This window comes from Mycobacterium asiaticum (assembly GCF_001673315.1).
Taxonomy (GTDB): domain Bacteria; phylum Actinomycetota; class Actinomycetes; order Mycobacteriales; family Mycobacteriaceae; genus Mycobacterium; species Mycobacterium asiaticum_B.
Window position 1 is genome coordinate 25,666 of sequence record NZ_LZLQ01000086.1, and the last position, 25,159, is coordinate 50,824.

General features: G+C 66.7%; 22 protein-coding genes. 12 read left to right on the plus strand and 10 right to left on the minus strand.

All coding sequences use genetic code 11. The features are described from left to right. Positions 1-3 precede the first annotated feature (3 nt). Positions 4-1,458 carry a hypothetical protein gene (locus A5636_RS13025; protein ID WP_065159060.1) on the plus strand — a complete coding sequence of 485 codons (1,455 nt, stop codon included), beginning with the start codon at positions 4-6 and terminating at the stop codon, positions 1,456-1,458. 15 nt (positions 1,459-1,473) lie between these two features. On the opposite strand, the gene A5636_RS13030 is transcribed toward A5636_RS13025, so the two are convergent. Further along, positions 1,474-1,881, minus strand: coding sequence for a F420-dependent biliverdin reductase (locus tag A5636_RS13030; RefSeq protein WP_065159061.1), 408 nt, complete (start codon positions 1,879-1,881; stop codon positions 1,474-1,476). A 35-nt stretch (positions 1,882-1,916) separates the two neighbouring features. Here A5636_RS13030 and A5636_RS13035 point away from each other — a divergent pair, with 35 nt between their 5' ends. From A5636_RS13035 to bla, 6 genes are all read left to right on the plus strand, one after another. After that, positions 1,917-2,666 (plus strand): SDR family NAD(P)-dependent oxidoreductase, encoded by a 750-nt coding sequence (locus A5636_RS13035; RefSeq protein ID WP_065159062.1) that lies wholly within the window; start codon positions 1,917-1,919, stop codon positions 2,664-2,666. After that, a complete protein-coding gene (locus A5636_RS13040) occupies positions 2,663-3,838 on the plus strand; it encodes a bifunctional cobalt-precorrin-7 (C(5))-methyltransferase/cobalt-precorrin-6B (C(15))-methyltransferase (RefSeq protein WP_065159063.1) in 1,176 nt (391 codons plus the stop codon). The genes A5636_RS13035 and A5636_RS13040 overlap by 4 nt, the downstream gene beginning before the upstream one ends. Next, a complete protein-coding gene (cobM, locus tag A5636_RS13045) occupies positions 3,835-4,584 on the plus strand; it encodes a precorrin-4 C(11)-methyltransferase (protein ID WP_065159091.1) in 750 nt (249 codons plus the stop codon). Before A5636_RS13040 ends, cobM begins: the two co-directional genes overlap by 4 nt. Further along, complete coding sequence (locus A5636_RS13050; protein ID WP_155763797.1) at positions 4,581-5,324, plus strand: cobalt-precorrin-6A reductase; 744 nt, start codon at positions 4,581-4,583, stop codon at positions 5,322-5,324. Before cobM ends, A5636_RS13050 begins: the two co-directional genes overlap by 4 nt. Positions 5,325-5,484: 160 nt before the next feature. Continuing rightward, entirely contained in the window at positions 5,485-6,981 is a 1,497-nt protein-coding gene (locus A5636_RS13055) for a PPE domain-containing protein (protein WP_065159065.1), read from the plus strand. A gap of 16 nt (positions 6,982-6,997) precedes the next feature. Then, complete coding sequence (gene bla, locus A5636_RS13060) at positions 6,998-7,912, plus strand: class A beta-lactamase (RefSeq protein ID WP_065159066.1); 915 nt, start codon at positions 6,998-7,000, stop codon at positions 7,910-7,912. Positions 7,913-7,927: 15 nt separating this feature from the next. On the opposite strand, the gene A5636_RS13065 is transcribed toward bla, so the two are convergent. The 3 genes from A5636_RS13065 to cobG are packed head-to-tail and all read right to left on the minus strand — an operon-like array spanning position 7,928 to position 11,124. Beyond that, positions 7,928-9,400 (minus strand): precorrin-2 C(20)-methyltransferase, encoded by a 1,473-nt coding sequence (locus tag A5636_RS13065; protein ID WP_065159067.1) that lies wholly within the window; start codon positions 9,398-9,400, stop codon positions 7,928-7,930. Next, positions 9,397-10,023, minus strand: a complete 627-nt coding sequence (locus A5636_RS13070; RefSeq protein WP_065159068.1) for a precorrin-8X methylmutase — start codon at positions 10,021-10,023, stop codon at positions 9,397-9,399. The genes A5636_RS13065 and A5636_RS13070 overlap by 4 nt, the downstream gene beginning before the upstream one ends. 9 nt (positions 10,024-10,032) lie before the next feature. Further along, the gene (gene cobG / locus A5636_RS13075) at positions 10,033-11,124 is read right to left on the minus strand and encodes a precorrin-3B synthase (RefSeq protein WP_065159069.1); all 1,092 of its coding nucleotides are present in this window, start codon (positions 11,122-11,124) and stop codon (positions 10,033-10,035) included. A 65-nt stretch (positions 11,125-11,189) separates the two neighbouring features. Here cobG and A5636_RS13080 point away from each other — a divergent pair, with 65 nt between their 5' ends. The 3 genes from A5636_RS13080 (at position 11,190) to A5636_RS13090 (ending at position 14,845) form a co-directional block, all read left to right on the plus strand. Continuing rightward, positions 11,190-11,861: an alpha/beta fold hydrolase gene (locus tag A5636_RS13080; RefSeq protein WP_065159070.1), complete on the plus strand. Its 672-nt coding sequence runs from the start codon at positions 11,190-11,192 to the stop codon at positions 11,859-11,861. A 100-nt stretch (positions 11,862-11,961) separates the two neighbouring features. Beyond that, entirely contained in the window at positions 11,962-13,362 is a 1,401-nt protein-coding gene (locus A5636_RS13085) for an FAD-dependent oxidoreductase (protein ID WP_081287768.1), read from the plus strand. A gap of 31 nt (positions 13,363-13,393) precedes the next feature. After that, positions 13,394-14,845, plus strand: a complete 1,452-nt coding sequence (locus A5636_RS13090; protein ID WP_065159071.1) for a flavin-containing monooxygenase — start codon at positions 13,394-13,396, stop codon at positions 14,843-14,845. Positions 14,846-14,914: 69 nt separating this feature from the next. On the opposite strand, the gene A5636_RS13095 is transcribed toward A5636_RS13090, so the two are convergent. Continuing rightward, the gene (locus A5636_RS13095; protein ID WP_065159072.1) at positions 14,915-15,763 is read right to left on the minus strand and encodes an SDR family oxidoreductase; all 849 of its coding nucleotides are present in this window, start codon (positions 15,761-15,763) and stop codon (positions 14,915-14,917) included. Between the two features lie 116 nt (positions 15,764-15,879). Here A5636_RS13095 and A5636_RS13100 point away from each other — a divergent pair, with 116 nt between their 5' ends. Further along, positions 15,880-17,403: a molybdopterin-dependent oxidoreductase gene (locus tag A5636_RS13100; RefSeq protein ID WP_065159073.1), complete on the plus strand. Its 1,524-nt coding sequence runs from the start codon at positions 15,880-15,882 to the stop codon at positions 17,401-17,403. Positions 17,404-17,407: 4 nt separating this feature from the next. Here A5636_RS13100 and A5636_RS13105 read toward each other — a convergent pair whose 3' ends face one another. Continuing rightward, complete coding sequence (locus tag A5636_RS13105; protein WP_065159074.1) at positions 17,408-17,608, minus strand: hypothetical protein; 201 nt, start codon at positions 17,606-17,608, stop codon at positions 17,408-17,410. Between the two features lie 56 nt (positions 17,609-17,664). On the opposite strand from A5636_RS13105, the gene cobN reads away from it, so the two are divergent. Then, positions 17,665-21,249 (plus strand): cobaltochelatase subunit CobN, encoded by a 3,585-nt coding sequence (gene cobN, locus A5636_RS13110; protein ID WP_065159075.1) that lies wholly within the window; start codon positions 17,665-17,667, stop codon positions 21,247-21,249. Positions 21,250-21,257: 8 nt separating this feature from the next. Here the strand turns inward: cobN and A5636_RS13115 are convergent, their stop codons facing one another. Genes A5636_RS13115 through A5636_RS13130 form a run of 4 tightly spaced genes read right to left on the minus strand, consistent with a single transcriptional unit; the run spans position 21,258 to position 25,060 of the window. Further along, positions 21,258-22,061 carry an SDR family NAD(P)-dependent oxidoreductase gene (locus A5636_RS13115; protein WP_065159076.1) on the minus strand — a complete coding sequence of 268 codons (804 nt, stop codon included), beginning with the start codon at positions 22,059-22,061 and terminating at the stop codon, positions 21,258-21,260. 14 nt (positions 22,062-22,075) lie between these two features. Continuing rightward, entirely contained in the window at positions 22,076-22,717 is a 642-nt protein-coding gene (locus A5636_RS13120) for a TetR/AcrR family transcriptional regulator (RefSeq protein ID WP_065159077.1), read from the minus strand. Then, complete coding sequence (locus A5636_RS13125) at positions 22,701-23,846, minus strand: sulfotransferase family protein (RefSeq protein ID WP_065159078.1); 1,146 nt, start codon at positions 23,844-23,846, stop codon at positions 22,701-22,703. The genes A5636_RS13120 and A5636_RS13125 overlap by 17 nt, the downstream gene beginning before the upstream one ends. Next, on the minus strand, positions 23,843-25,060 hold the full coding sequence (locus A5636_RS13130) for a DUF1214 domain-containing protein (RefSeq protein ID WP_172827229.1): 1,218 nt from the start codon (positions 25,058-25,060) through the stop codon (positions 23,843-23,845). The genes A5636_RS13125 and A5636_RS13130 overlap by 4 nt, the downstream gene beginning before the upstream one ends. Positions 25,061-25,159 lie beyond the last annotated feature (99 nt).

Here is a 25,159-nt window from a genome sequence, read left to right on the forward strand (position 1 = left end):
CGCATGCCCAGCGCGAGGTCGTTGAAGTGCGCCGTTTTCGTCTCGACGTTCATGCTTGCGCTGACATCGGCGGCACCGGTCGCCGCCGACATCAACGAGGTGCCGACACCGCCGTCACCCACGGCTCCCTGCAACGCGATCAGTCCGTTCGCCTTTCCGTGTTCGGGCACCGGCAAGTTCGCCGACGCGGTCGCCGCGGAATGCCGACGCGTCGGGGTCTCTGACAATCTGTGCCTGGTGCCGTTGGCGCACAAGGTGACTCAGGCTGCGACGGCCGCTTATCTCCAGTCGTGGGTGCACCGTGCCGCGCAATTCCAATACGCGCTCGGCGACTCGGTGCCCTTCAAAGACGCTCAGTGGATCGGTACCCACAACTCTTTCAACAGCCTCGCCGAACAGTTCACCCCGTCGCACGCCGACTCCAATCAGCAGCTGTCGATGCCTCAGCAGCTCGACATCGACGTGCGCAGCATCGAATTGGATCTGCACTACATCCCGCGACTCGGCCAGCTGGGCCGGCCCGGTGTCACGGTGTGCCATGGTCGTCCGCCGGAGCAGGGCAACCTGGGCTGCACCACCGAACCGCTGTTCTCCAAAGTGCTTCCGGTCATTGGGGATTGGTTGAATAACCATGCCGACCAAGTCGTCCTGCTCCTCATCGAGGATCAACTGAAAGATCCGACGGCCTACGCCTCGGCGCTGTCCACCATAGAGAACGGGTTGCGGCGCCCCGACGGGACAAGTCTGATCTATCATCCCGCTCCCGCCGACATCAGTCCCGCCGGATGTGCTGCGTTCCCGCGCAACATCTCTCGCAACGACGTCCGAACCGCGGGCGCGCAGGTAGTGCTGGTCAGCGATTGCGTGCCGAGTTTGGGCAGCGCCGTCTTCAGCTGGGAACACGAGGAGGTGCAGAAGGGGTCAACCTTTGACTACCAGCAGTTTCCGCGGTGCGATGCGACGTATGGCCCCGTCGTTTATGCCAACAACATCGTCCGATACTTCGAGGACTCCACGTTCATTTCGGCGCTGATCAACCCCAGCCGGCCACCCAACAATCCGGAGGCGCTGACGCCGAACAAGGTGCAGGCGATGACGTTCTGCGGCGTCAATCTCTTTGGTCTCGACCAGCTACTGCCCGAGGACGGCCGCATTCAAGCGACGCTGTGGAGCTGGGCACCGGATGAGCCTCGTGCCGGAGCAGGCGGGTGCACCCTGCAGGGCGCCGACGGACGTTGGGTTGCGGCGCCCTGCACTGACCCGCATCCCGCGGCCTGTGTGAACGGGATAGGCGCGTGGACCGTGACGGCACCGGTGCAGTTCACCGGCGCGTCGGCGGCCTGCGCGGCGCTGGGGTCGACGTTCGGGCTGCCGCGGACGGGGATTCAGAATTCGCGTTTGTGGGCGGCGGCTGGGCCGGGCGGTGGAGCGTGGGTGCAGTACGTCATCTCGCCGTGACCGCGGGAAACGTCATCAACTGCGGTCGAGCAGGTCGGACGAGCCCAACACCCGTTCCACCTGAACCTCGATGACGACCCGACGTGGGTTCGCCCGCGGTGTGCGGTAACGCTGCGCGTAACGCAGCTCGGCGTCGCGAACGGCGTCGATTTGTTTGTTCACCACGGCACGGCCCTCGAGGGACAGCCACCGTGCACCATCGACCTGGCTGAGCACCGCTACACCACCGCGCTCGGCGTTGACGGCCTTCTGCGAACCGCCGGTGGTGATGACGCGGGCGATGTGCGTCCTGGGGTCGAAGGTGAATCCCACCGCCACCACGTGCGGTGAATTGTCGGCCCGCAACGTCGTCAACATCGCCAGATGGCGTTCGGAGAGGAACGCCAGCGCGTCGTCGGTGAGCCGCGTAGTGGTCTTGGCCATCGCCTCTCACGCTAGCGCAGGCGATAATCACAGCCGTGGACGACACGAGCAGCGGTCCGATAGTAATTTTCGGCGGCCGCAGTGAGATCGGCGTCGAGCTCGCACGGCACCTGGCGCCTGGCGCCACGGTGCTGTTGGTGGCGCGCCGAGCCGATCAACTCGGTGACGAAGTGGCCACCGTGCGAGACGCCGGTGCCGCCTCGGTGCACACCTTGGAGTTCGACGCCGACGACGTGTCCTCCCACGCTGCCCTGGTCGACGCGATCATCGCCGAGCATGGCTCGATCGGCACCGCGGTGCTCGCCTTCGGAGTCCTCGGTGATCAAGCCCGCGCCGAGATCGACGCGGCGCATGCCGTCGCGATCGTGCACACCGATTACGTCGCGCAGGTCAGCTTGCTGACGATTCTGGCGGCGGCCATGCGCCGCGCCAATCGGGGATCGCTGGTGGTGTTCTCGTCGGTGGCCGGGGTGCGGGTGCGTCGCGCCAACTACGTCTACGGTTCTGCCAAGGCCGGGCTGGACGGATTCGCCAACGGATTGGCTGACGCGCTACACGGCACCGGGGTGCGGTTGTTGATCGCTCGCCCGGGGTTTGTCATCGGGCGGATGACGCAGGGCATGACGCCGGCGCCGCTATCCAGTACCCCCGAGCAGGTTGCTGCCGCCACGGCGAAGGCACTGGCCAAAGGGCGGCGCAGCGTTTGGATCCCGTGGGCGCTGCAGCCGATGTTCTTCACTCTGAAGCTGTTACCGCAATTCGTCTGGCGCAGGATGCCGCGATGATCATCGTTGTCGGCATCGGCGCCGACGGCATGTCCGGCCTATGCATGGAGTCGGCTTACGAATTGCGGCGCGCCACAATCATTTACGGATCCAAGCGGCAACTCGACCTGCTCGATGACACCGTGGTTGCCACGCGGCGTGAATGGCCATCCCCGCTGCTGCCTGCGTTGGAGCGAATCCTCGAGGACGCAGCCGGTGACATCCACGTCATCGCCAGCGGCGACCCGCTGCTGCACGGAATCGGCGGGACCCTGATCCGACGCTTCGGAAACGACAACGTCCGGGTCCTGCCGCACGTGTCGTCGGTGACCCTGGCCTGTGCGCGGATGGGCTGGAGCGTCCATGACACCGAAGTGATCAGCCTGGTCACGGCCGAGCCGCCTACGGCGGTGCGACGTGGGGGACAGGCAATTGTGCTGTCCCGCAACCGGACTACCCCAACGGCGCTGGCGTCGCTGCTGGCCGCCTACGGGCGCAGCGAGTCAGAGTTCACCGTGCTGGAGCAACTCGGCGGCCCGTGCGAGCGTCGTCGGGACGGCACCGCCGGGGACTGGGCCAACCATGCACCCGTGGATGTCGACGACCTCAACGTGCTCGCCATCCGCTATCTGCCCGACGAGCGCGTCAGACATCTGCCCGACGACGCGTTCGCCCACGACGGTCAGATCACCAAGTACGGTATCCGGGCGCTCACGTTGGCGGCGCTTGCTCCTGTTCCAGGAGAAAGGCTTTGGGATGTCGGTGCGGGTTCCGGCAGCATCTCCGTCGAGTGGTGTCGCAGTTTTCGGGGTTGTACCGCGGTGGCATTCGAACGAGACGAGCGTCGCCGCACCAGAATTGCCGACAACGCCGCCGCAAACGGTGTGACCATCGAGACGCGCGGTGCTGCGCCGGATGGATTCGACGGCGCGCCACTTCCGTCGGCAATCTTCATCGGTGGTGGTCTGACCCGTCCCGGCTTGCTCGACTCCTGCCTCAAATTTCTGCCCGTCGGCGGGCGCCTGGTGGCGAATGCGGTGACCGTGGAATCGGAAGCCGTTTTGGCGCAAGCCCGTTCACAACACGGCGGCGAGTTGCGGCGATTCCAGCATTACCACGCTGAACCGCTGGGCGGCTTCACCGGCTGGCGCCCGCAGCATCCGGTCACCCAGTGGGCGGTGGTACAGCGGTGACGGTGTATTTCATCGGTGCCGGGCCGGGTGCGGCGGATCTCATCACCGTCCGCGGCCTGCGGCTGCTCCAAACGTGTCCGGTGTGTCTTTATGCCGGTTCGATCATGCCCAAAGACCTGCTGGCCCACTGCCCGTCCGATGCCAAGGTCGTCGATACCGGTCCACTTACCCTGGACCAGATCATCAACGAACTCACCGACGCCGATGTCGCCGGCTACGACGTGGCGCGCTTGCACTCCGGTGACCCCTCCTTGTACAGCGCCTTGGCTGAGCAGTGCCGCCGGCTCGACGCCGTGGGCATCGGTTACGAGATCGTCCCCGGGGTGCCGGCTTTCGCGGCCGCGGCGGCGGCACTCAAGCGTGAACTCACCGTCCCCGGGGTGGCGCAGACCGTCACGCTGACCCGGGTGTCGACGCTGTCCACGGCCATGCCGCCCGGCGAAGACCTACCGACGCTCGCCGCAAGTGGTGCCACCCTGGTTCTGCATCTTGCCGCGGCCCAGATCGACGCCATCGTTCCGCAGCTGCTGGCCGGTGGATACCCACCCGAAACACCGGTAGCGGTGGTCGCTTTCGCCAGTTGGCCGCAACAGACCGTGCTGCGCGGCACGCTCACCGACATTGCCGCACAGATGCGTCAGGCCGGCATCACCAAGACCGCCGTGATCGTCGTCGGTGACGTGCTCGCCGCCGACGGTTTCACCGACAGCTATCTGTATTCAGCGGCCAGACGTAAGGACCACTGATGCGGGTGTTGCTGCTCGGTGGCACCGCCGAAGGGCGTGCGCTGGCCGAAGTCCTGCATCCGGATGTGGACATCATCAGCTCGCTCGCGGGGCGCGTCCCTGACCCGGCGTTGCCGGCAGGGCCGGTGCGCATCGGCGGCTTCGGTGGCGTCGACGGACTGCGTCGGTGGCTGCGCGAGGAACGCATCGATGCGGTCGTCGACGCCACCCACCCGTTTGCGGCCACCATGACCGCGCACGCCGCACAGGTATGCCGCGAATTGTCGCTGCCGCATCTGGTGCTGGCCCGACCACCGTGGGATCCGGGTGCGGCCACGGTCGTGGCCTCGGACAGGGAGGCAGCCGAAGAGGTTGCGAAACAGAACTATTCACGAGTCTTCCTGACCACCGGCCGGTCGGCGGTGGGGGCTTTCGCCGGCAGCGACGCGTGGTTTCTCATTCGCGCGGTGACCGCGCCTGAGCACATGCAGCTGCCGCGCCGCTATGAGCTGTTGCTGTCCCGCGGTCCCTACCGGTACGAGGACGAACGTCGACTGCTTGCCGAATACCGGATCGAGGCCCTGGTGACCAAGAACAGCGGCGGCGCGATGACCAGAGGCAAGCTGGATGCGGCCGCCGCGCTGCAGATTCCCGTCGTGATGGTGGCCCGTCCGCCGCTGCCGGGTGGCGTGCAAACGGTCGGCACCGTTGCCGACGCGGCGCGCTGGGTTACCGGCCTGAGCCGCCGGTTCACGCACTGATCACACCCGGTGCATACGAAGCGCACATAAATTTTTTGGTACTGAAGCAAATTGCGGGGAACCGACGCGCACCTAGATCCGACTACTGATACGGAAGCCGCTCACAGCCCGAGCGGCTCTGGGGGAGGTAGGGCGTGGTGCTGCATGCAGGTCTGCGGCAATGACGGCTCCGCTGTGGTTCGCCATGCCGCCAGAGGTGCCTTCGGCCCTACTGAGCAGCGGTCCCGGACCGGAGTCGCTGCTGGGGGCCGCGCAGGCGTGGTCGTCATTGAGTGCGACCTACGCGGAGGCGGCGGACGAACTCGCTCAGTTGCTGGGCGCGGTTCACAGCGCCTGGGACGGGCCCACCGCCGAAGGCTATGTGGCCGCCCACGGCCCCTATCTGGCATGGCTGCTGGACACCGCCGCGAAGAGCTCGGCGGCGGCCGCCACGCACGAGACGGCCGCCGGTGCCTACACCGCGGCGTTAGCCAACATGCCCACCCTGGCCGAGCTCGCCGCCAACCATGCCGTCCACGCGGCGCTGGTGGCAACCAACTTCTTCGGGCTCAACACCATTCCGATCGCGCTCAACGAAGCCGACTACGTGCGGATGTGGGTGCAGGCTGCCGAAACGATGACGGCGTATCAGGCGGTCGCGGAGTCCGCGCTCAACGCCGCGCCCGCCACCGCGCCGGCGCCGCGGATCGTTTCCCAGCACGCTGACACCACCCAGGCGACCGCCGCGTCCACGACGTGGCAGGACCAGCTTGCGGCAGTCATCCAGCAGTACACCTCGAACTTTGCCTGGCCGGTCTCCAAGGATCTCAATCCCGGCGGGTGGCCGATCCCGGCCGTGCCCTTCGCCAACGGGCTCAGCGCCGCGCTGGGGCAGATTCCCGGCATCTCCCCGGTGCTCGCCACCGCATTGGCGTGGGCGACTTTCCACACATTGATGATTTTCTGGCCATTCGGCCAGCAGGCAGTGGCATTGGCGGTGTCGCTCGCCCCGGCCTTCGTCGTCGCTTCGGGTCTGGGTGCGGTGGGACTGGGGGCGGCGGGCGTGGGAGCCGCGGGCATCGCCATTCCGCTCTCGGTGGCGACGCCGCTGGCCGCAGCCACCGCGACGCCGGCCGGTGTGCCGGTGCCACCGACGGCGGGACCCGCCTCGACGGTTGTCAGCCAGGCTCCGCTGACCTCAGGCAACGTGGCGCCCAGTGCCGCGCCGACGATGGGTGTGGGACCGGCCGGTGGCGGTCCCACAGGCTTCGGACCGACCCTCACCGATCCGACCGGGGCCACCGCGGGCATCTCCGATTCCCTGTACGCGGTGGGCCTTTCGGAGCTGGCCGCCCGCACCGCCGCCGGCGGTCGCGCGCGTCGCCAGGCTCCCGAGTCGGCACCCGACGAGGCAACCGCACCCGCGCCGGCGACAACTCCGGCAGACGAACGGGCTCGGCGCCGTCGGCACCGCACGGCGACGGCGAAGGATCACGGCAACCGTTACGAATTCCTGGCGGCCGACACCCCGGTGGCGCCGTCCGAGGAAGGTGCGGGACCGTTCGGATTTGCCGGTGCCGCCATCAGACCAGGTGCGGCTCGCGCGGCGGGGTTGGTCGCCTTGGCCGACGACACGCCGCTGCCGATGCTGCCCACCACCTGGGACGGCGACGCCTGACACACTGTTGCCCGAAATGGGTATATCGACTTCAATCTGGACCCGCCGTCAAGCGTTCTCGGTCGCCGCTGGGGTCTTGGTGTCCGGATGTGCGCGTCCCGGGGCCGGCCGTCCCACGACGCCGACCACCACCAAAGCTTCGCCGGACCTGTCCCGGCGTTTCGGCGACCTGGAGCGCAGATACGGGGGCAGGGTCGGTGTATACGTCCCGGAGACAGCGACGACGACGGCGCTCGCCTACCGGGCCGACGAGCGGTTCGCCTTCTGCTCGACGTTCAAAGCGCCGCTGGTCGCCGCAGTGCTGCACCAGTATCCGCTTGCTCATCTGGACACGCTGGTCACCTACACCAGATCCGACATCAACTCCACGTCGCCGGTGACCGAGCAGCACGTCGGATCCGGAATGACCGTCCGACAGCTGTGCGATGCCGCAATCCGCCACAGCGACGGCACCGCGGCCAACCTGTTGCTTTCTCAAATCGGCGGTCCGGCGGGTTTCACCGGCTATCTGCGCGGCCTGGGCGACGGTGTCAGTCGGCTCGACCAGGCCGAGCCGGAACTGAACCGCGACGCCCCGACCGACGACCGGGACACCACGACGCCGCGCGCCATGGCCTCCGTCTTCCAACAGCTTGTGCTAGGTGATGCCCTGCCGGCGGACAAGCGCACGCTGCTGGTCGATTGGATGATGCGTAACACCACCGGCGACAACAGGATTCGAGCCGCATTCCCGGACTGGAAGGTCGCCGACAAGACCGGATCGGGTGATTACGGGCGCACCAACGACGTTGCGGTGGCGTGGTCGCCGGGCGGAGTGCCCCACGTGATCGCGATCTACTCCGACTGCACCGCTGGCGGGTACGACGCTCAACCGGACGAGGCCGTCGTCGCCGATGCCGCGCGCATCGTGGTGTCCGCGATCGGGACTTAGCCGGGATGATTGGGCTCAGCCGGGATAGCGCCGCGGAGTGAACACCCGATCGCCGAAATCGGTTGACTGCCACTGTGTTTGAGATGATCCGACGATGAGCAGGCAGCGCATGTCGACATCGGCGTGGTGCAACTCGGCCAACGGCACCACCCGGACGTCCTCGTCGGGTCCGGACACATTGCGGCCGATCACCACCGGCGTGCTGGGATCACGATGTTTGAGCAGCACGTCCCGCGCGGCGCCGACCTGCCAGGTCCGGGATTTCGAGGCCGGGTTGTAGATGGCGAGCACCAGATCTGCTGCCGCGGCGGCGTCAAGCCGCGCGGCGATGACGTCCCACGGCTTGAGCCGATCGGACAGCGAGATCACCGCGTAGTCGTGCCCCAGCGGGGCGCCGACCCGGCTGGCTACCGCCTGGGCGGCAGTCATCGCCGGAATCACCCGAACCTGCACTGTCGGCCACTGTTTGGCTTCCTCGAGCACCGCGGTGGCCATGGCGAACACCCCCGGGTCACCCGACGACACCACGGCCACGGCGTGGCCCTGCTCGGCTAGCGTGCAGGCCAGCCGCGCGCGGGCCGGTTCGTCGGTGTTGTCGCTGGCGTGGCGGCGCTGCCCGGCGCGGGCGGGCACCCGGTCCAGATAGCCGCCGTAGCCGATCAGGTCGGTCGCCCCGGCCAGCTCACGTCGGCTTTGTGGCGTCATCCACTCGGTGCCGCCCGGCCCCAAGCCCACCACCGCGACCGACCCTGCCAACCGGGGCCGACGCCGGCCGCCCGGCAGCATGGCCAGCGAGAAATAGGGGACGCTGGACTCGTCGACGTCCGCGGCGGCCAGCACGCGCTGGCCCGGGGTGCTGGCCCGCTCCACATAGAACGTGTCGTCGAGTTGTCCTGATGCCGAAAGCGCTTCGCGCACATTGTGATACGACCGGCCCAACTTCAGGATCACCGCCGCGTCCGCGTCGGCAAGCCGACGGGTCAATTCACCCACCGGCAGCGTGCCGGGCAGCACCGACAAGACCTCGTCGCCGGCCACCAGTGGGGTGGCGACGGCGGCCGAGGCGGCGCTCACCGACGTCACCCCCGGGACGATCACCGCGTCGTATCGCTCCGTCAACCTCGTGTGCAGATGCATGTAGGAGCTGTAGAACAGGGGGTCGCCCTCGGCGAGCAGCGCCACATTGCGCCCGGCGGTCAGGTGCGCGGCGATCCGCTGGGTGGCCTCGACGTAGAAGTCCTCCAGCGCGCCTGCGTAACCGCCCGGATGGTCGGTCGTCTCGGTGGTCACCGGATACACCAGGTGTTCCTCGATCTGCCCCGGGCGCAGGTACGGCTCGGCGATACCGCGTGCGATGCTGCGGCCGTGGCGGGCGCTGTGGTAGGCCACCACGTCGGCCTCGCCGATCACGCGGGCCGCCTTGACCGTCACCAACTCCGGGTCACCGGGTCCCAGCCCGACGCCCCACAGCGTGCCTCGCTGCGTCATTCGCGTTCGGTCGCTATCGCGTTGACGGCGGCGGCGGCCATGGCGCTGCCACCTCGTCGTCCCAGCACCACCAGATACGACATGCCCCGCGGGCGTTCCACCAGTTCCTGCTTTGACTGTGCGGAACCCACGAATCCGACCGGCCCGCCCAGCACGGCCGCGGGCGCCGGGGCGCCGTCGTCGATCAGCTCCAGCAGGCGGAACAGCGCGGTGGGGGCATTTCCGACGGCCACGACGGCGCCGTCGAGGTGCTCGGCCCACAACTCGACGCCGGCCGCTGACCTGGTCGTCTGTCGAGTGGCGGCCAGGTCCGCCGCGCGTGGGTCGGCGACCAACGACACGACCTCGTTGCCGGCCGGCAACCGCGCGGTGGTGATGCCTGCCGCCACCATCGAGGAATCGCAGAGCACCGGTGCACCGCCGCGCAGGGCCGCACCGGCCCGGGCGACGACGTCGTCGGTGAAGGCCACGTGCTCGGCGACGTCGACCTGGCCGCAGGTATGGATCAACCGGACGACCACCCGCTCGACGTCGGCGGGGAAGCGCGTCAGGTCGGCTTCGGCACGGATGGTCGCGAACGACTGCCGGTAGATCTCCGCGGCGTCGCGGATGTAGTCGAGCACCCGCCCACCTTAAGACCTGAGAACCCGGTACCCCGTCCCGGTGGCGACCAGTACCTCACCGGTCGGTGGACTGCCGCACGCGCGTTCGCAACCCACGAAGTGCCGGTGCACCGGGTACGCCGGATCCAAAGCAGCCGTGACGTCGGCCCGCACGTCGGACGCCGACTGCGCGCAACCGGGGCTGCCGGTACACGCGCTCACCGTCAGCCAGGGGGAGTTTTCGTCAAACACCAGACCCAGCGGCGCCAACACCCGCAGCGAGACATCGGCGACCTCTTCGCTGAGATCGCACACCAGCACCGTGCGCCATGGCGTGATCACGATGGGGGCTTCGATCGCCGCGAGAAACTCGGCTACGCGGGCCGGCAGGACCCCTAGCGGGACCGCGGCGCCGAGCGCCACCTTGCCGTCATCCTGCGGTATCCAACCGACCGGCGCCTTCGCGGCGGGCCAGCCGGCGCCGAGTTCGGCACCCGGCAACAGGTCGTCGATGCTAGCCAGTTCGGTTACCCGCCAAGCCTTTCCGCGTACATCAACAAAGCGCAACGCGATCTCGACCAGGCTTGCAGTGACGTCGGTGGTCCGCAAGCCGGTATCGCGGCCGGCCAACAGTATCGATGCCTGGCCGTCCGGTAACGCGTACACACCGAGGTCGGCACCGAGGCCCGACACGTCGCCGCGGCCGTCGTCCAGACTGAACCAGAACCGGCCACCCAGTTCGGCCAGGCGAGGCTCACCGCAGATGGCCGCGTCCAGTTCGCTGACCCATGGCCGCACGTCCGCGTTGCCGCCGACCCGACCGGACAGCGGTGACGCCACGATGTTGCGCACGCGCTCGTGGGTTGCCGACGGCAACAACCCGGCTCCCGCGATCCTTTGGGCAACCGCATTGACATCGGAGATCGCGCGCAATTGCAGGTTGCCGCGCGCGGTCAACTCCAGCGTTCCCGAACCGAACTCCTGGGCCGCGCCCGCCAGCGCAGCCAACTGAGCCGCGCTGATCATGCCGCCCGGCAAACGCACCCGCAGCAGCGCACCGTCGGCGGCCTGGTGCACCTGCAGCGCGCCCGGGCAGGCATCGGAGTCGCGGGTCCTGGACATCTATCCACGGTACGGCGTAACGCGGCTGGTGATTGGATCACTGCGGAAGGGGCAACCATGTCTTCATGGAGACGGTGGAATACGCCCCCGGACGGTCGGCCGATGTCTTCGGCGATGCACACCAGCCCACAATCCTGCTGTGGCACGGCATGCAAACCGACGCCCGTGCCGCCGTTCGGCCACTCGCCGATTTGCTGGCCGGGCATGGCGCCGCAGTGGTCGCACCGGACTGGAACTCCCACGCCGACGACGGCGGGCGGGCGGACCTGCTGGGCTCGCTGCAGTTGGCCCGCGAGCACGGCAGCAACGCCGATGGCATCGTGTTGGTCGGCTGGTCCCTAGGGGGCGCTGCCGCGGCCGGCCTGACCTTTGCCGCCTCGCACCACGATGTGGTTGTCGCACATACAGTTTGCTTGGCCGGTGCATTCATGGCGCCCGATCCGATCTCGGGGCGAGAGCTCACTGAGTTGATGCCCGAAGAGGTCGGTTCACCGTTCACCCTGCTGCATGGATCGGCCGACGACGCGGTACCGGTGGCGGCAAGCCGAGAGTTCGCCGCTGCTCTGAACCAGCGCGGCTGGCCGGTTGAGTTCGCGGAGTTGGCGGCCGACCACGGGTCGATTGCCGGGGCCGAATACGACGCGGCGGCCGACCGGTACGTGCCCGCAACGGGGGCAGCGGCTCAGCACGTGGCGGCTGATGTCGCCGCGCGGATCGCGGCCGTGATCGGCCACTGACCGTCGAGGCCACCCGCAAATTTGAGTAGTTGACTACTTAAGCGCTGGCCCCAGCCGCGCAGCACACTTCGGACAGGCTACGAACGGTCAGGAGTGTGCAATGAAGCAACGCGGTCAACATGCGGTGGTGCTGGGTGCCAGTATGGGCGGGCTGTTGGCCGCGCGGGTGCTGGCCGACTTCTACGAACAGGTGACGGTTGTGGAGCGGGACGTGTTGCCCTCCGATCCGGTGAACCGGCGAGGCGTGCCGCAGGGCAGGCTCATCCACGCGTGTCTCGCACGGCTGGGCGAAGTGCTCGACGAGTTGTTCCCCGGGTTCCGGGACGACCTGATAGCCCACGGTGTCACCAGCTGGGACGACGGCGACTTCGCCAAAGTTGATTTCTCGTTCGGCGGCCATCGCATGGTGCGCTCCGGACGGTCCGCAGACGCCCCGCGGATCCTGTCGCCGAGCCGGCCCGTGCTGGAATGGCATGTACGCCAACGTATTCAAGCGATCCCGAACGTCACCTTCCAGGATGGCCATGACGTGGTCGGCCTGACCGCGACACCGGATAATCGGCGCGTCACCGGAGCGCGGGTGGTGGATCGCGCACACGACAGGTGCAAGACACTGACCGCCGACCTCGTCGTCGACGCCACCGGCCGCGGGTCGCGGACCCCGGTCTTTCTCGAGCAACTCGGCTATCAACGGCCCCGTGAAGACGAAGTGGTGGTGCAGTTGGCCTACGCGTGTCAACTCCTGCGGATCCCTCCCAGAGTGATCAAAGAGCACATGATCGCGCGCTTCCCCGAGCCCGGGGTGCCGAAGATGTTCGCTCTACTCGGCTACGAGAACAACACCTGGATGGTCGGCGCCGGCACGATGGTCGGACTGGAACCACCACACGATCGCGCTGAAATACTCGACTACGCAGAGGAATTGGCGCCACGACAGGTGTCAGATGCGCTGCGGGCAGCCGAACCGATCGGCGAGGTCGTGCACCATCGCGTCCCGTCCAACCGGTGGCGGCGCTACGACAAGATGCGCCGGTCACCCGACGGTCTGCTGGTTCTCGGTGACGCCGTGTGCAGTTTCAACCCGATTTATGGGCAGGGTATGACGATCGCAGCCATCGAGGCGACCGTGCTTCGGGACTGCCTGCGCCGCGGAGGACGAGGTCTGACGCGGCGCTTCACCCGGGTTGCCGCCAAGAACGTGCGGGTGGCATGGCAGACGGCCGTCGCTTCGGATTTGGCGCTCCCGGAAGTGCCTGGGCCCCGGCCTATCCTGATGCGGATCAGCAATACCTGCCTAGAGCCGGTGATGAGGGCAAGCGAGACAGATCCCGTCGTCGCTGCGCAGTTCATGCGAGTCACCGGGATGGTCGATCGGCCGATTCGCCTGCTGCGCCCGTCCATCCTGCTGCGGGTGCTGCGGGCACAGCACCGCCGGACAGACCTGCTGCGGCCCGTCGACCACGAGAGAAATCTGTGCGCTGTACCCGCCGAACCGGCGTAGCGTGCTGAGCAGAGCGCGGCGAAAGGTCGGTATGGCGGTCGAAATCAAGGTTGCGATCATCGGCGCCGGGATGTCAGGCATCTGTATGGCGGCCAAGCTGCAGGATGCCGGTATCGACTCGTTCACCATCTTCGAAAAGGCGGACGAGGTCGGGGGAACCTGGCGCGACAACACCTATCCCGGCCTCCATTGCGACGTCCCCTCGCGGTTCTATTCGTACTCGTTCCGGCCCAATCCCAAATGGTCGCACTTCCTTTCGCCGGGGCCCGAGATCCAGGCCTATTTCCGTCAGGTCGCCGACGAGCGCGGCATTCGTTCGCACATCCGCTTTGGCGCCAATGTCACCCGGGCCGAGTACGGCGATACGAAGTGGCGACTGACCACGGCCGATGGGGAGGAGACGTTCGACGTCGTCGTCACCGCAACCGGATTCCTACGGATACCTCGCTATCCGGACATCCCCGGCAGGAACACGTTCGCCGGTCCCGCCTTCCATTCTTCGCGTTGGGACCACTCGATCTCGTTGACCGACAAGCGAATCGGCTTGATCGGCACTGGCTCAACCGGTGTGCAGATCACGGCGGAACTCGGCGGAAAAGTGCGCGGACTCAAGATCTTCCAACGCACCGCGCAGTGGATCTACCCGATGCCGAACGGTCGCTATTCGCCGCTGACGCGCGGCGCACTGACCCGGCGGCCATGGTTGAATCGGCTGCCCTACCTGTTCTGGGGTTCGCTGTTCAGCAGAATCTTCGGGGTCGCCCCGGTCCGCCCGGGCTGGCAGCGCCGGTTCATCCAAGCCATGTGCCGATGGAACCTTCGGCTCGCGGTGCGAGACCCACAGTTACGGGCCAAGCTCACCCCGAAAGATCAGCCGATGTGCAAACGCCAGGTCATGGCCGGGCATTTCTACAGCGCGGTGCGACAGCCCGGAGTCGAAGTGATCACCGAGGCGATCGATTGCATCGAGCCTCGTGGAATCGTGACTTCCGACGGCACCCTGCACGAACTGGACGTGCTCGTCTTCGCCACCGGATTCGACGCCCGCGCCTATGTCCGACCGCTGCAGGTGATCGGGGAGGGCGGAATCACCTTGGACGAGGCCTGGACAGACGGTCCGATGGCCTACCGCTCGGTGGCGGTACCGGGGTTTCCCAACCTGTTCATGATGGTCGGCCCGCATTCGCCGGTCGGCAACCAATCGCTGGTGCCGATTGCCGAAGATCAAGCCGACTACGTGATGTGGTGGATCCAGCAATTGCGCAATGGCCACATTGTTGCGGCCGCGCCGACCGAAGCGGCCACCAAGCTGTATAACGAGGCAATGAAAGCGGATATGCCGCAGACCATTTGGGTCACCGGCTGCAGCAGCTGGTACCTGGGCAAGGACGGTCTGCCCGAGTTGTTCCCCTGGACACCCCAGACGCATCGCGATCTACTGCGCCGACCCGACCCGGCCGACTTCAACGTGCGTACCGCCTGACGGGCACTTGTCGCTGTCGGGGCCGAAGGCGGGACGAACTCGACTCGGTCTCAGAGCCCAGGCTCGCTTTTACGACGTCCCGGTGCGTCGCGCATAGGCCGCGCGCTGGTCGGGTTTGACGTCGCTGGTGAACACACGTCCGGTGCCCAGGACGCGTCCCAACGCCTCTGCTACGCCCTGCGGCAGCAGACGTTGAACCGACACCGTAGCGCCGATCGCGCGGGGCACGATCACGCGCGGCTGGGGTTTGCTGATCACGCCGAGAACCGCGCGGGCGATCTCCTCGGGCTCGGCATTTCTGAATCCCTTGGCGTGCCCGATCCCGGCGACCATCTCGGTGTTGGTCAATGTCGGCATGATCGCGGAGAAATGAACGCCGCGTCCGCGGTTCTCCATGCGGACCGTGTCGGTATACCCGAGCACGGCATGCTTTGTCGCGCAATATGTGGCGATACCTTCGGTCGGCAAGATGCCACCCAGCGAAGCGATGTTGATGACGTGACCACTGCGGCGGGGAAGCATCCGTTGGGCGGCCAGCTTGGTGCCCAGAATCACGCCGAAAATGTTGACATCGAGCAGTCTTTGAGTGATGGCGTCGGCCTCGTCCACCGCGCTGCCTACTGCGATCACGCCCGCGTTGTTGATCAGGACATCCAACGGGCCTAACTCGTTCTCCACGGTGTCGAGGAATTCGGTGAACGATGCGCGGTCCGTCACGTCCAGACCGCGGGAGACCGTGAGGCCCAGCCGCTCACCCGAATGCTGAACGGCGGCTTCGTCGATATCCCCGATCGCCACCTTCGCCCCCGATGCGTGCAGCGCTGTGGCGATAGCCAGGCCGATCCCGCGCGCGCCACCGGTGATTGCTACGACTTTTCCGGGGACTTTTCCGGCGATTTTTCCGGCATCAGATTTCATTGCTTCACGGTACGGCTTGCGCAGCGTCCGGTCGACGCCCGCATGCCGATTGCGCTGTGCGTATGCACCACAAAGCTTTTGCGGGGCTACAGCCGAAGGCGCGTAAAGTAGCTCGGATGGCCGTGGCTTCGCCGAACGCGCGGATGCTCGCCGGGGTCGCCGCTGCGTCCGTCGCGTTGGGTGTCGCCCAGTTGGCGGGTATTCCGTTCGGCGCGCGGGCCGATGCGCGCACCGCGGTGGGTTCTGCGGTCGTCGACCTGACACCGGGACCCGTCAAAGAGTGGGCGATTCAGACCCTCGGCCCGCTGGACAAACCGTTCCTGGCCGTTGTCGTACTGGTGGTGATCGCGACGATCGCAGCGATCGGCGGAAGTTACGAGACGCCGCGCCGTCCGTTCGGGAGCGCCGCGATCGTCGCGGCGGGCGTTCTTGGCTGCGTCGCCGTGTTGTCGCGGCAGGGTGGGACAGCGCTCGACACCATCCCTACGGTCGTCGGCGCCGCCTGCGGCGTGCTGGTCCTGCGGGTGCTCATCCGGAAACACCCGGACGATCAAACCCGAACGGCGGATCCAGACAGACGCAAAGTGGTCATGTACGGGTTGCTGGGATTCGGAATACTCAGTGGGGTGGCGGGTGCGGTCATCACGCGCCTGGCGCATTCGGTGGAAGCCGACCGCAGGACTTTCGCGCTGCCCCGCCCGCGGTCGCCGGCTCCTGGGATACCCGCTGACGTGCAACCCAAAGGTGTTGCGCTGCCAAGTTTCATCACACCGAACGCGGATTTCTACCGAATCGACACCGCACTGGTTGTCCCCCAACTCAGTCAGGGTGACTGGCGGCTGCGCATCCACGGCATGGTGGACCGCGAAGCCAGTTACACCTTCGACGACCTGGCCCGCTTCGAGGTTGTCGAGGCCATGACCACTTTGACCTGCGTATCCAATCCCGTTGGCGGGGATCTCATTTCGACCGGAATTTGGACAGGCTACCGGGTGGCCGATCTTTTGGCGGAGGCCGGTGTGCACCAGGAAGCCGATATGGTGCTCTCCACCTCGATCGACGGATTCACCGCCGGCACACCGGTGCAGGCCCTGACCGACGGCCGCGCAGCGCTACTGGCGGTCGGCCTCAACGGTCAACCGTTGCCGGTCGAGCACGGCTACCCGGCGCGCCTGGTGGTGCCGGGACTTTATGGCTACGTGTCGGCCACCAAGTGGGTCGTCGAACTCGAACTGACCCGATTCGACAGAGCTAAGGCGTACTGGACGCGCCAGGGGTGGGCGGCGCGCGCGCCCATCAAGACTGAGTCGCGAATCGATGTGCCGCGGGGCGGCCAGAAGGTGCCGGTGGGGCCGGTGGTGTTCGGGGGCGTGGCGTGGGCACAGAACCGGGGAGTGCGGGCCGTGGAGGTGCGCATCGGTGACGGTAGGTGGCAACCGGCCGAGCTGGGCGCGAGTTATTCCAACGAGACGTGGCGGTTGTGGAGCATCCCATGGGAGGCCAAAACCCCTGGGCGAGAGATGATCACAGTCCGTGCCATCGACAACACCGGAGCCGTCCAAACCGAAGACCGGGCCGCTCCCGTCCCCGACGGGGCGACCGGCTGGCACACGGTGAACTTCACCGTCGTGGGGAAGTAGTGCCCTATCGGGAAGAGAGTTTCCGCCAGCTGAACACCGCGATCACAATGCCGACCAGCGCGGTAATCGGACCGATGACCGACCAGGTGGTGGTATTGCTCATCGGGCTGCCACCCAGCACTCCGAAGCCCTGCAGCGCCCAGATCACCCCGAACAACGCGACGATCAACCCCAACGCGAAGGTGACGACGAATCCTCTGTTCATATAGGGACCCTACGTGCCGATTCGGTGCTCCGGAGGCGCTGCGGTACGAATGGGGGGTGGCCGAGCCAACCATTTTGCTGCTGTCAACGTCTGATACGGACCTGATCAGCGCCCGTTCCAGCGGGAAGAACTACCGGTGGGCCAACCCCTCCCGGTTGTCGGAGGTCGAGTTGCCCGACCTGCTCACCGACGCGTCCATCGTGGTGGTGCGCATTCTCGGCGGGTACCGCGCGTGGGAGGACGGCATCGAGGCTGTGCTGGCCAGCGGTGTGCCCGCGGTACTGGTCAGCGGCGAGCAGGCGGCCGACGCCGAGTTGACCGGACTGTCGACCGTGGCGGCGGGCATCGCTGTGCAGACCCACATTTATCTGGCGCACGGCGGCGTGGACAACCTTCGGCAGTTGCACGCGTTCCTGTCCGACACGGTGCTGATGACCGGTTTCGGGTTCACTCCGCCGGTGCAGACGCCTACCTGGGGCGTGTTGGAGCGTCAGGCTGCTCAGGCGACGGGTCCCACCATCGCGGTGCTTTACTACCGTGCGCAACAGCTGGCCGGCAACACCGCCTACGTCGAGGCCCTCTGCGATGCGATCGAGGCGGCCGGTGCCCGCGCGCTGCCCGTCTACTGCGCGTCGCTACGCACTGCGGAAACCGAACTGCTGGCGACATTGGGTGCCGCCGACGCCATGGTGGTGACGGTGCTGGCCGCCGGGGGAGTCAAACCGGCTGCGGCGGTGGCCGGCGGTGATGAGGACAGTTGGAACGTGGAACACCTGGCCGCGCTGGATATTCCGATCCTGCAGGGGTTGTGCCTGACCAGCCCGCGCGACCAGTGGCGGGACAACGATGACGGGCTGTCGCCGCTCGATGTCGCCACCCAGGTGGCGGTGCCCGAGTTCGACGGCCGCATCATCACAGTTCCGTTCTCCTTCAAAGAAATTGATGACGACGGCCTGATCTCCTATGTCGCGGACCCGGAACGATGCGCCCGGGTTGCGGGTCTGGCCGTACGACACGCACGGTTGCGTCACGTCGCGGCCGCCGACAAGCGGGTGGCCCTGGTGTTCTCGGCTTACCCGACGAAGCACGCCCGAATCGGGAATGCCGTCGGACTGGACACCCCGGCCAGTGCGGTCGCGCTGCTGCGCGCCATGGAGGAGCAGGGCTACCAGATCGGCGACCTGCCCGGGGTCGCGGCGGGCGACGGTGACGCGTTGGTCCACGCGCTCATCGAACGCGGAGGCCAGGATCCGGACTGGCTCACCTCTGAGCAACTGGCCGGCAACCCGATCAGGGTCTCCGCGCGCGACTATCGCGACTGGTTCACCACTCTTCCAGCCGAACTGACCGACGCGGTGACAAAGCACTGGGGCCCGCCGCCCGGTGAGCTCTTCGTCGACCGCAGCCACGACCCGGATGGCGAAATCGTCATCGCTGCAATCGAATCCGGCAACCTGGTGTTGATGGTGCAGCCGCCGCGTGGGTTCGGCGAGAACCCTGTCGCGATCTACCACGACCCCGACTTGCCGCCGAGTCACCATTATCTGGCCGCGTATCACTGGCTTTCCCAGGACCGCCCGGCCGGCTTCGGATCGCACGCGATCGTGCATCTGGGCAAGCACGGCAACCTGGAATGGCTGCCGGGCAAGACGCTGGGTATGTCGGCGGCCTGTGCCTCCGACGCCGCGCTGGGCGACCTACCCCTGATCTACCCGTTCCTGGTCAACGACCCCGGCGAGGGCACCCAGGCCAAGCGGCGAGCCCACGCGGTACTCGTCGACCATCTCATCCCGCCGATGGCCCGCGCCGAAACCTACGGTGACATCGCGCGTTTGGAGCAACTCCTCGACGAGCACGCCAACGTGGCGGCGCTCGACCCCGGCAAACTGCCGGCCATCCGTCAACAGATCTGGACCCTGATCCGCGCCGCCAAGATGGACCACGACCTGGGACTGACCGAGCGTCCGGAGGAAGACACCTTCGACGACATGCTGCTGCACGTCGACGGCTGGTTGTGTGAGATCAAGGACGTCCAGATTCGCGACGGTCTGCACATCCTGGGCCAAAAGCCGACGGCCGAAGTCGAACTCGACCTGGTCCTGGCCATTCTGCGGGCCCGCCAATTGTTCGCCGGCCGGCAGGCGCTGCCCGGCCTGCGCCAGGCGCTTGGCCTGTGCGAGGACGGCACCGACGAACGGGTTGCCGTGGACCGTGCCGAGGCGGCGGCCCGGGAGTTGATCGCCGGATTGCAGGACGCCGGTTGGGACCCGGCGGCCGCCGATGAGCTCACCGATGACGCCGACGTGGCCGCGGTGTTGCGCTTCGCAGCCACCGAGGTGGTACCACGCCTGGCCGGCACCTCCGCCGAGATCGAGCAGGTGCTTCGGGCCTTGGACGGACGGTTCATCCCGGCCGGGCCGTCCGGGTCGCCGTTGCGAGGCCTGGTCAACGTGCTGCCCACCGGACGCAACTTCTACTCCGTGGACCCAAAGGCCGTGCCGTCCCGATTGGCGTGGGAAGCCGGTGTGGCGCTGGCGGATTCGCTGCTGTCCCGTTATCGCAACGACCACGGGCGGTGGCCAGAATCGGTGGGTTTGTCGGTGTGGGGCACTTCGGCGATGCGTACCTCCGGCGACGACATCGCAGAAGTGCTTGCGCTGCTGGGTGTTCGGCCGGTCTGGGACGACGCATCCCGACGGGTCGTCGACCTGACACCCATTTCGCTGGACGAGCTGGGCCGGCCGCGCATCGACGTCACTGTACGCATCTCGGGGTTCTTCCGCGACGCCTTCCCGCACGTCGTGACCATGCTCGACGACGCCGTGCGGCTGGTCGCCGAACTCGACGAACCCGACAGCGACAATTACGTGCGCGCACACGCCCGGGCCGACCTGGCCCAGCATGGTGACCAACGTCGCGCCACCACAAGGATTTTCGGATCCAAACCGGGCACCTACGGTGCCGGGCTGCTGCAGCTCATCGACAGCCGCAACTGGCGCGACGATGCCGACCTGGCGCAGGTGTACACGGCATGGGGCGGCTTCGCCTACGGCCGCAACCTGGACGGGCGCGAGGCAGTCGATGACATGAACCGTCAGTACCGGCGTATCGCGGTGGCCGCCAAGAACACCGACACCCGCGAGCATGACATCGCCGACTCCGACGACTACTTCCAGTACCACGGCGGCATGGTGGCCACCGTGCGGGCGCTGACCGGCCAGGCGCCGGCCGCCTACATCGGCGACAACACCAGACCCGACGCCATCCGGACCCGCACTTTGTCCGAGGAGACCACCCGGGTGTTCCGTGCCCGGGTGGTGAATCCGCGCTGGATGGCCGCCATGCGGCGGCACGGTTACAAGGGGGCGTTCGAAATGGCTGCCACCGTCGACTACCTGTTCGGCTACGACGCCACTGCCGGGGTGATGGCCGACTGGATGTACGAGCAGCTCACCGAGCGCTACGTGCTGGACCCGGAGAACCGGAAATTCATGGCCGAGTCCAACCCGTGGGCGTTGCACGGCATGGCGGAGCGGTTACTGGAAGCCGCCGGCCGCGGGATGTGGGCAGAGCCGCAACCCGACACCCTCGACGGCCTGCGCCAAACCCTCCTGGAAACCGAAGGCGACTTGGAGGGTTAAGCAGCGGGTCAGATGAAGTCCGATCCACCGTCCACGTTCACCGTGGCGCCGGTGACGTAGCCGTTGCGCCGGGACGCGAGGTAAGCGGTGATAGAGGCGACCTCTTCGGGCAGCCCCGCCCGCCCGAGGTCGCACGGATGGTGAAAGTGCGTGTCGATCCACGTCATCACATCGTGCGGATCGGTAGCGTCCAGGCCGTCGGCGGCCAGGATGTCCTTGAGGTTCTCGGTGAAGCTGGCTGTCACGATGGTCCCCGGGCATACGCAGTTGACCAAGATCCCGTCTCCGGCAAGGCTTTTGGAAAGATTCTTGGTGACGCTGGCCAGGGCCGCCTTCGACGCGGTGTAGGCGACGATGCGTGGGTTCTGGCGCTGAATGGAATGCGCCGACAACGTCACAATGCGTCCCCATTCCGCAGCGCGCAGCATTGGCAGCGCAGCGCGGATCGACCGGACCGCCGACATGGTGCCCAGGTTGAAAGCCGCGTCCCACTGAGCGTCATCCATCTCTTCGAAATATCCGTCACCGGGCCCGATTGTGTGGACCAGACAGTTGAGGTGCCCCCACCGTTGCGCCACCTCGGCAAAACCGGAAGCGATCGAATCCGCGGCGGCCATGTCCACACTGATTCCGAAGGCCTCCGGCGCCCCGGCCGCCCGGAGCGACACCACCGCAGCATCGAGTGCACCTTGGTCCCGAGCCATCACCGCCACCTTGACGCCCTCGGCCGCCAGCGTTTCGGCGATGGCCAGACCCATTCCCTTACTGCCACCGGTGACAACCGCTGTCGATCCCGCAAAACCCAAGTCCATTGAAAACTCCCTCGTTACTGTTCGACGCCCAAGGCCCGTAGGCAGAACCGCAGAATATGGCCACGGATTTCGACCCGGTCGCACGCACCGGTCGTCCAGTGTCGATCGATGCCCGCCCACACCACGCCATGAATAAAGCGGGCATCGGTATCCGGATCGATGCCGTGGAATACGCCTCGCTGCATTCCGCGCTCGAGAACCTCGCTGAGCGGCGACAACATCTCGGCATACGCGGGTTGAATGAGGTTGGGAGCGGCCAACGTCTGTGACTGCGCCTCCTGCGACAGCCATCGCAAGCCGGATCGAACTGTGTCGTCGAACGCCAAGTCAAGCCGGGCGTCCACCCAGGCCACCACCGCGTCGACTTCTGTCGCAGCCGAGGCCATTCGGCGGCGCAAGCGTCGCGTCTCGACCCGGGCAGCCTCCCGGAAGACCTCGGCTACCAGCGCATCCTTGGAGTCGAAGTGTCGGTAGAACGCGCGGGTGCTCAGGCCTGCTCGGGCCAGCACTGCGGCAATACCGAAGCCGCTGACCCCCTCCTCGCGGAGGGTCACCGAGGCGGCGTCCAGTATTCGGCGACGGATGGTGGGGTCAGGGGCGAGCTTGTCGCGTCGCCGGGTGCGTGGAGTGTTGACCCGTTCAGGCAGTTGCGTCATAGCTGGCCAGGTAGTCGGCGAAACGCTCCCGTACGCCCTCAGATGTCAAGCCGTAGTCGCTCAACGAATATTCATGCGCACCACGGCTTCCGGGCTGGTGGCCGTGCGCCCACCGCTCCACCGACTGTCGGCTGGCGTCGGTGAACGTCAACCCCAGTGATTCGTAACTGGCGCGCAAGACGCCGACCGGGTCTGTTCGCAGGGCCGCAAACGACACGTCGGCGAATCGCCCCTCGCCCACCCGATCGCGGAAATCCATTGCCCGCCGCACGGCTTCGGCCCAGCTATCCACCTGCTCGGCGCCGAGCTCAACGGCGTCGTTCCGGTCGCTGCTCCAGCTGCGCACGTAATGAATAAGGCTGCACACCGATCCCAGCACCATGGCCGGATCGCGATGGCTCCACAGGAATCTCGCGTTCGGGTACGCCTCGACCAGCGCGTCGAGGGCGAACATATGCACGGGGGTCTTGAGGTGCCAGAGGTTGGGCGGGCAACGCCACTGCAACAGTTTGAGCACCCGGCGATGGTAGGTGTAGGTCTCGCGCATATCGCAATGCATCAGCCACGCCAGGTATCGGGGTGCGCGAACGGCGCCGTCGAAGTGAAACGTCCGGAAGCTCATGCCCATCAGGTCCTGGCATTCGGTGGGGGCGGTCGCCTCGGAGTTGTAGAGCGTCTTCATCTTCGGGAACATCTCGTCGAGCATCTTCAAGCCCGCCTCGGCCTGCGCGATCCGTGGATCGTCGTGTTGGCTGGCGGATTCCGGTGGCGGGGTCGGTGCCTGCGACTCCCACATTCGCAGTGAGCGGAACTGCGGATCAGCGGCTACCAGTTGGCTCAGGGCGGTGGTTCCGGTGCGGGGGAGGCCGATGACGAATACCGGGCCGCCAACCACCTGGTCGTCGATTTCGGGGTGCCGGGCGTAGGTGTCCTCGACCTTGAGGCGCTGGATCAGCGCGTTGCTGATGGTCGCGTGCTGAATGACGCGGCCCATGTCGTTGAGGTCTGCCTCGGTGTTCAAGGCGTCGACGATGCGTTCGAGACCCTCCCGGTAATACGTCGAACCGAAATCGTCGAGACCCGTTGCGGCACAGGCCGCTTCTTCCAGCCCGTCGGCGCTGAAGGTCATCTCCGGAACCTTTCCTGCACGGCACACCGACGTGAGGCAAGGACCGATGCCCGTTCCTCGGGCGTGATTCGTGTTGTGTCGGAGGGTAATTCGGCAAGGATGTCAGCTGAGGGCACCAGACGCGTCGAGGGCGCAGGTGCAGTCGTGGTGCGCACGCACCGCAGGATGATAGGGCCGTTGCTGTGACCGGCGGTGTCGAGCCAGTTGGCCACCCCGGGATCCGCCGCGCAGAGCACCACTCGCACGCGACCGTCGGAGTCCACGGCGGCCTGATGGGCGTTCAGGCTGGACTGGTGGCGGCCGTAGTGAATGGTCTCCCACCACGGGTTGCCGATCGAGAAACTCCAGTAGATGCCCTCGGGCGGTTCGACTTCGACGATCAGCGCCTCGTCCGGAGCCAACTCCCACCGGCCGATGACCGGGCGGTTCTCGGCCGCCGCCCCCATGCCGATTCGGTCGATCGGCGGCAGGAACCCGTTGGCGGGCGGGGCGGCGCCGAACTGCAGAAAGAACGCGAGATTGTCGTGCACGAATTCGCCCAGAGCGACCACCTGCCGCGATATTACGGTGGCGGCATCGGCGCGCCCATGCGTTGTCGGGACCGGGTCACCCAGCCGTTCGATCTGCAACGAAGACGGCACCTCGGTATCCCAGTCGTAGAAAAAATGCCGGACGGTCAGCGTGGGATTTTCGCCCTCGAGACGCATCCAGTTGCCCGGGCGCTCGTCCGCGGAAAGCACGACCTCGAAGTTGCCGTCAGCGTCGACCTCGAGTTCGTCGACCAGTTCGTTGGCCGTGGCGACGATCCCGTTCATCGTCTGCAGTCCGACGTAGCGCGCGGTGCCCCGATTGCCGTGCAGCCGGTAACTCTCCCCGCCGCGCAGCACCGCGCGGGTGTAGACGCAGTCCGGGCATTCCATTCCCCACGTCACGAGGTCGTCGGTGCTGGTCCGCTGGACCGACAGCACGGGGTCGGGGTCGTACCGCAACACCTCGTCGATGCCGGCGCTCAGCAGCACCAGCAGATGTCGCATACCCGCCGCGAGATCGACGCGATTGCGGTTGCACGACGCAGAATTCACCACGTCCGCGGCATCGCGTAGCCGGTCCAGCAGGTGCGACCAAGCGGGGGAGACGTCAGCGTCGGCGCCCGAGAACGCCGCCTCCGCGATCGAGAACGGTAACCAAGCCAACGACTGCGGTGGATCGCTCACCTGGTTTCCCTCAATCCATGCGGAGGTTAAGTGAAAACAATGTTTTCACTTAAAGCGTGAGAATGTCAACGCTGTCGCCGACAGCGCTAGGTTGGCAGC

Excerpts from the sequence above, each read along its gene's own strand:
- A5636_RS13025 (WP_065159060.1), top strand. The coding sequence starts at position 4 with ATGCCCAGCGCGAGGTCGTTGAAGTGCGCCGTTTTCGTCTCGACGTTC.
- A5636_RS13030 (WP_065159061.1), bottom strand. The coding sequence starts at position 1,881 with ATGGCCAAGACCACTACGCGGCTCACCGACGACGCGCTGGCGTTCCTC.
- A5636_RS13040 (WP_065159063.1), top strand. The coding sequence starts at position 2,663 with ATGATCATCGTTGTCGGCATCGGCGCCGACGGCATGTCCGGCCTATGC.
- A5636_RS13055 (WP_065159065.1), top strand. The coding sequence starts at position 5,485 with ATGACGGCTCCGCTGTGGTTCGCCATGCCGCCAGAGGTGCCTTCGGCC.
- bla (WP_065159066.1), top strand. The coding sequence starts at position 6,998 with ATGGGTATATCGACTTCAATCTGGACCCGCCGTCAAGCGTTCTCGGTC.
- A5636_RS13065 (WP_065159067.1), bottom strand. The coding sequence starts at position 9,400 with ATGACGCAGCGAGGCACGCTGTGGGGCGTCGGGCTGGGACCCGGTGAC.
- cobG (WP_065159069.1), bottom strand. The coding sequence starts at position 11,124 with ATGTCCAGGACCCGCGACTCCGATGCCTGCCCGGGCGCGCTGCAGGTG.
- A5636_RS13080 (WP_065159070.1), top strand. The coding sequence starts at position 11,190 with ATGGAGACGGTGGAATACGCCCCCGGACGGTCGGCCGATGTCTTCGGC.
- A5636_RS13085 (WP_081287768.1), top strand. The coding sequence starts at position 11,962 with ATGAAGCAACGCGGTCAACATGCGGTGGTGCTGGGTGCCAGTATGGGC.
- A5636_RS13090 (WP_065159071.1), top strand. The coding sequence starts at position 13,394 with ATGGCGGTCGAAATCAAGGTTGCGATCATCGGCGCCGGGATGTCAGGC.
- A5636_RS13095 (WP_065159072.1), bottom strand. The coding sequence starts at position 15,763 with ATGAAATCTGATGCCGGAAAAATCGCCGGAAAAGTCCCCGGAAAAGTC.
- A5636_RS13100 (WP_065159073.1), top strand. The coding sequence starts at position 15,880 with ATGGCCGTGGCTTCGCCGAACGCGCGGATGCTCGCCGGGGTCGCCGCT.
- A5636_RS13105 (WP_065159074.1), bottom strand. The coding sequence starts at position 17,608 with ATGAACAGAGGATTCGTCGTCACCTTCGCGTTGGGGTTGATCGTCGCG.
- A5636_RS13115 (WP_065159076.1), bottom strand. The coding sequence starts at position 22,061 with ATGGACTTGGGTTTTGCGGGATCGACAGCGGTTGTCACCGGTGGCAGT.
- A5636_RS13120 (WP_065159077.1), bottom strand. The coding sequence starts at position 22,717 with ATGACGCAACTGCCTGAACGGGTCAACACTCCACGCACCCGGCGACGC.
- A5636_RS13125 (WP_065159078.1), bottom strand. The coding sequence starts at position 23,846 with ATGACCTTCAGCGCCGACGGGCTGGAAGAAGCGGCCTGTGCCGCAACG.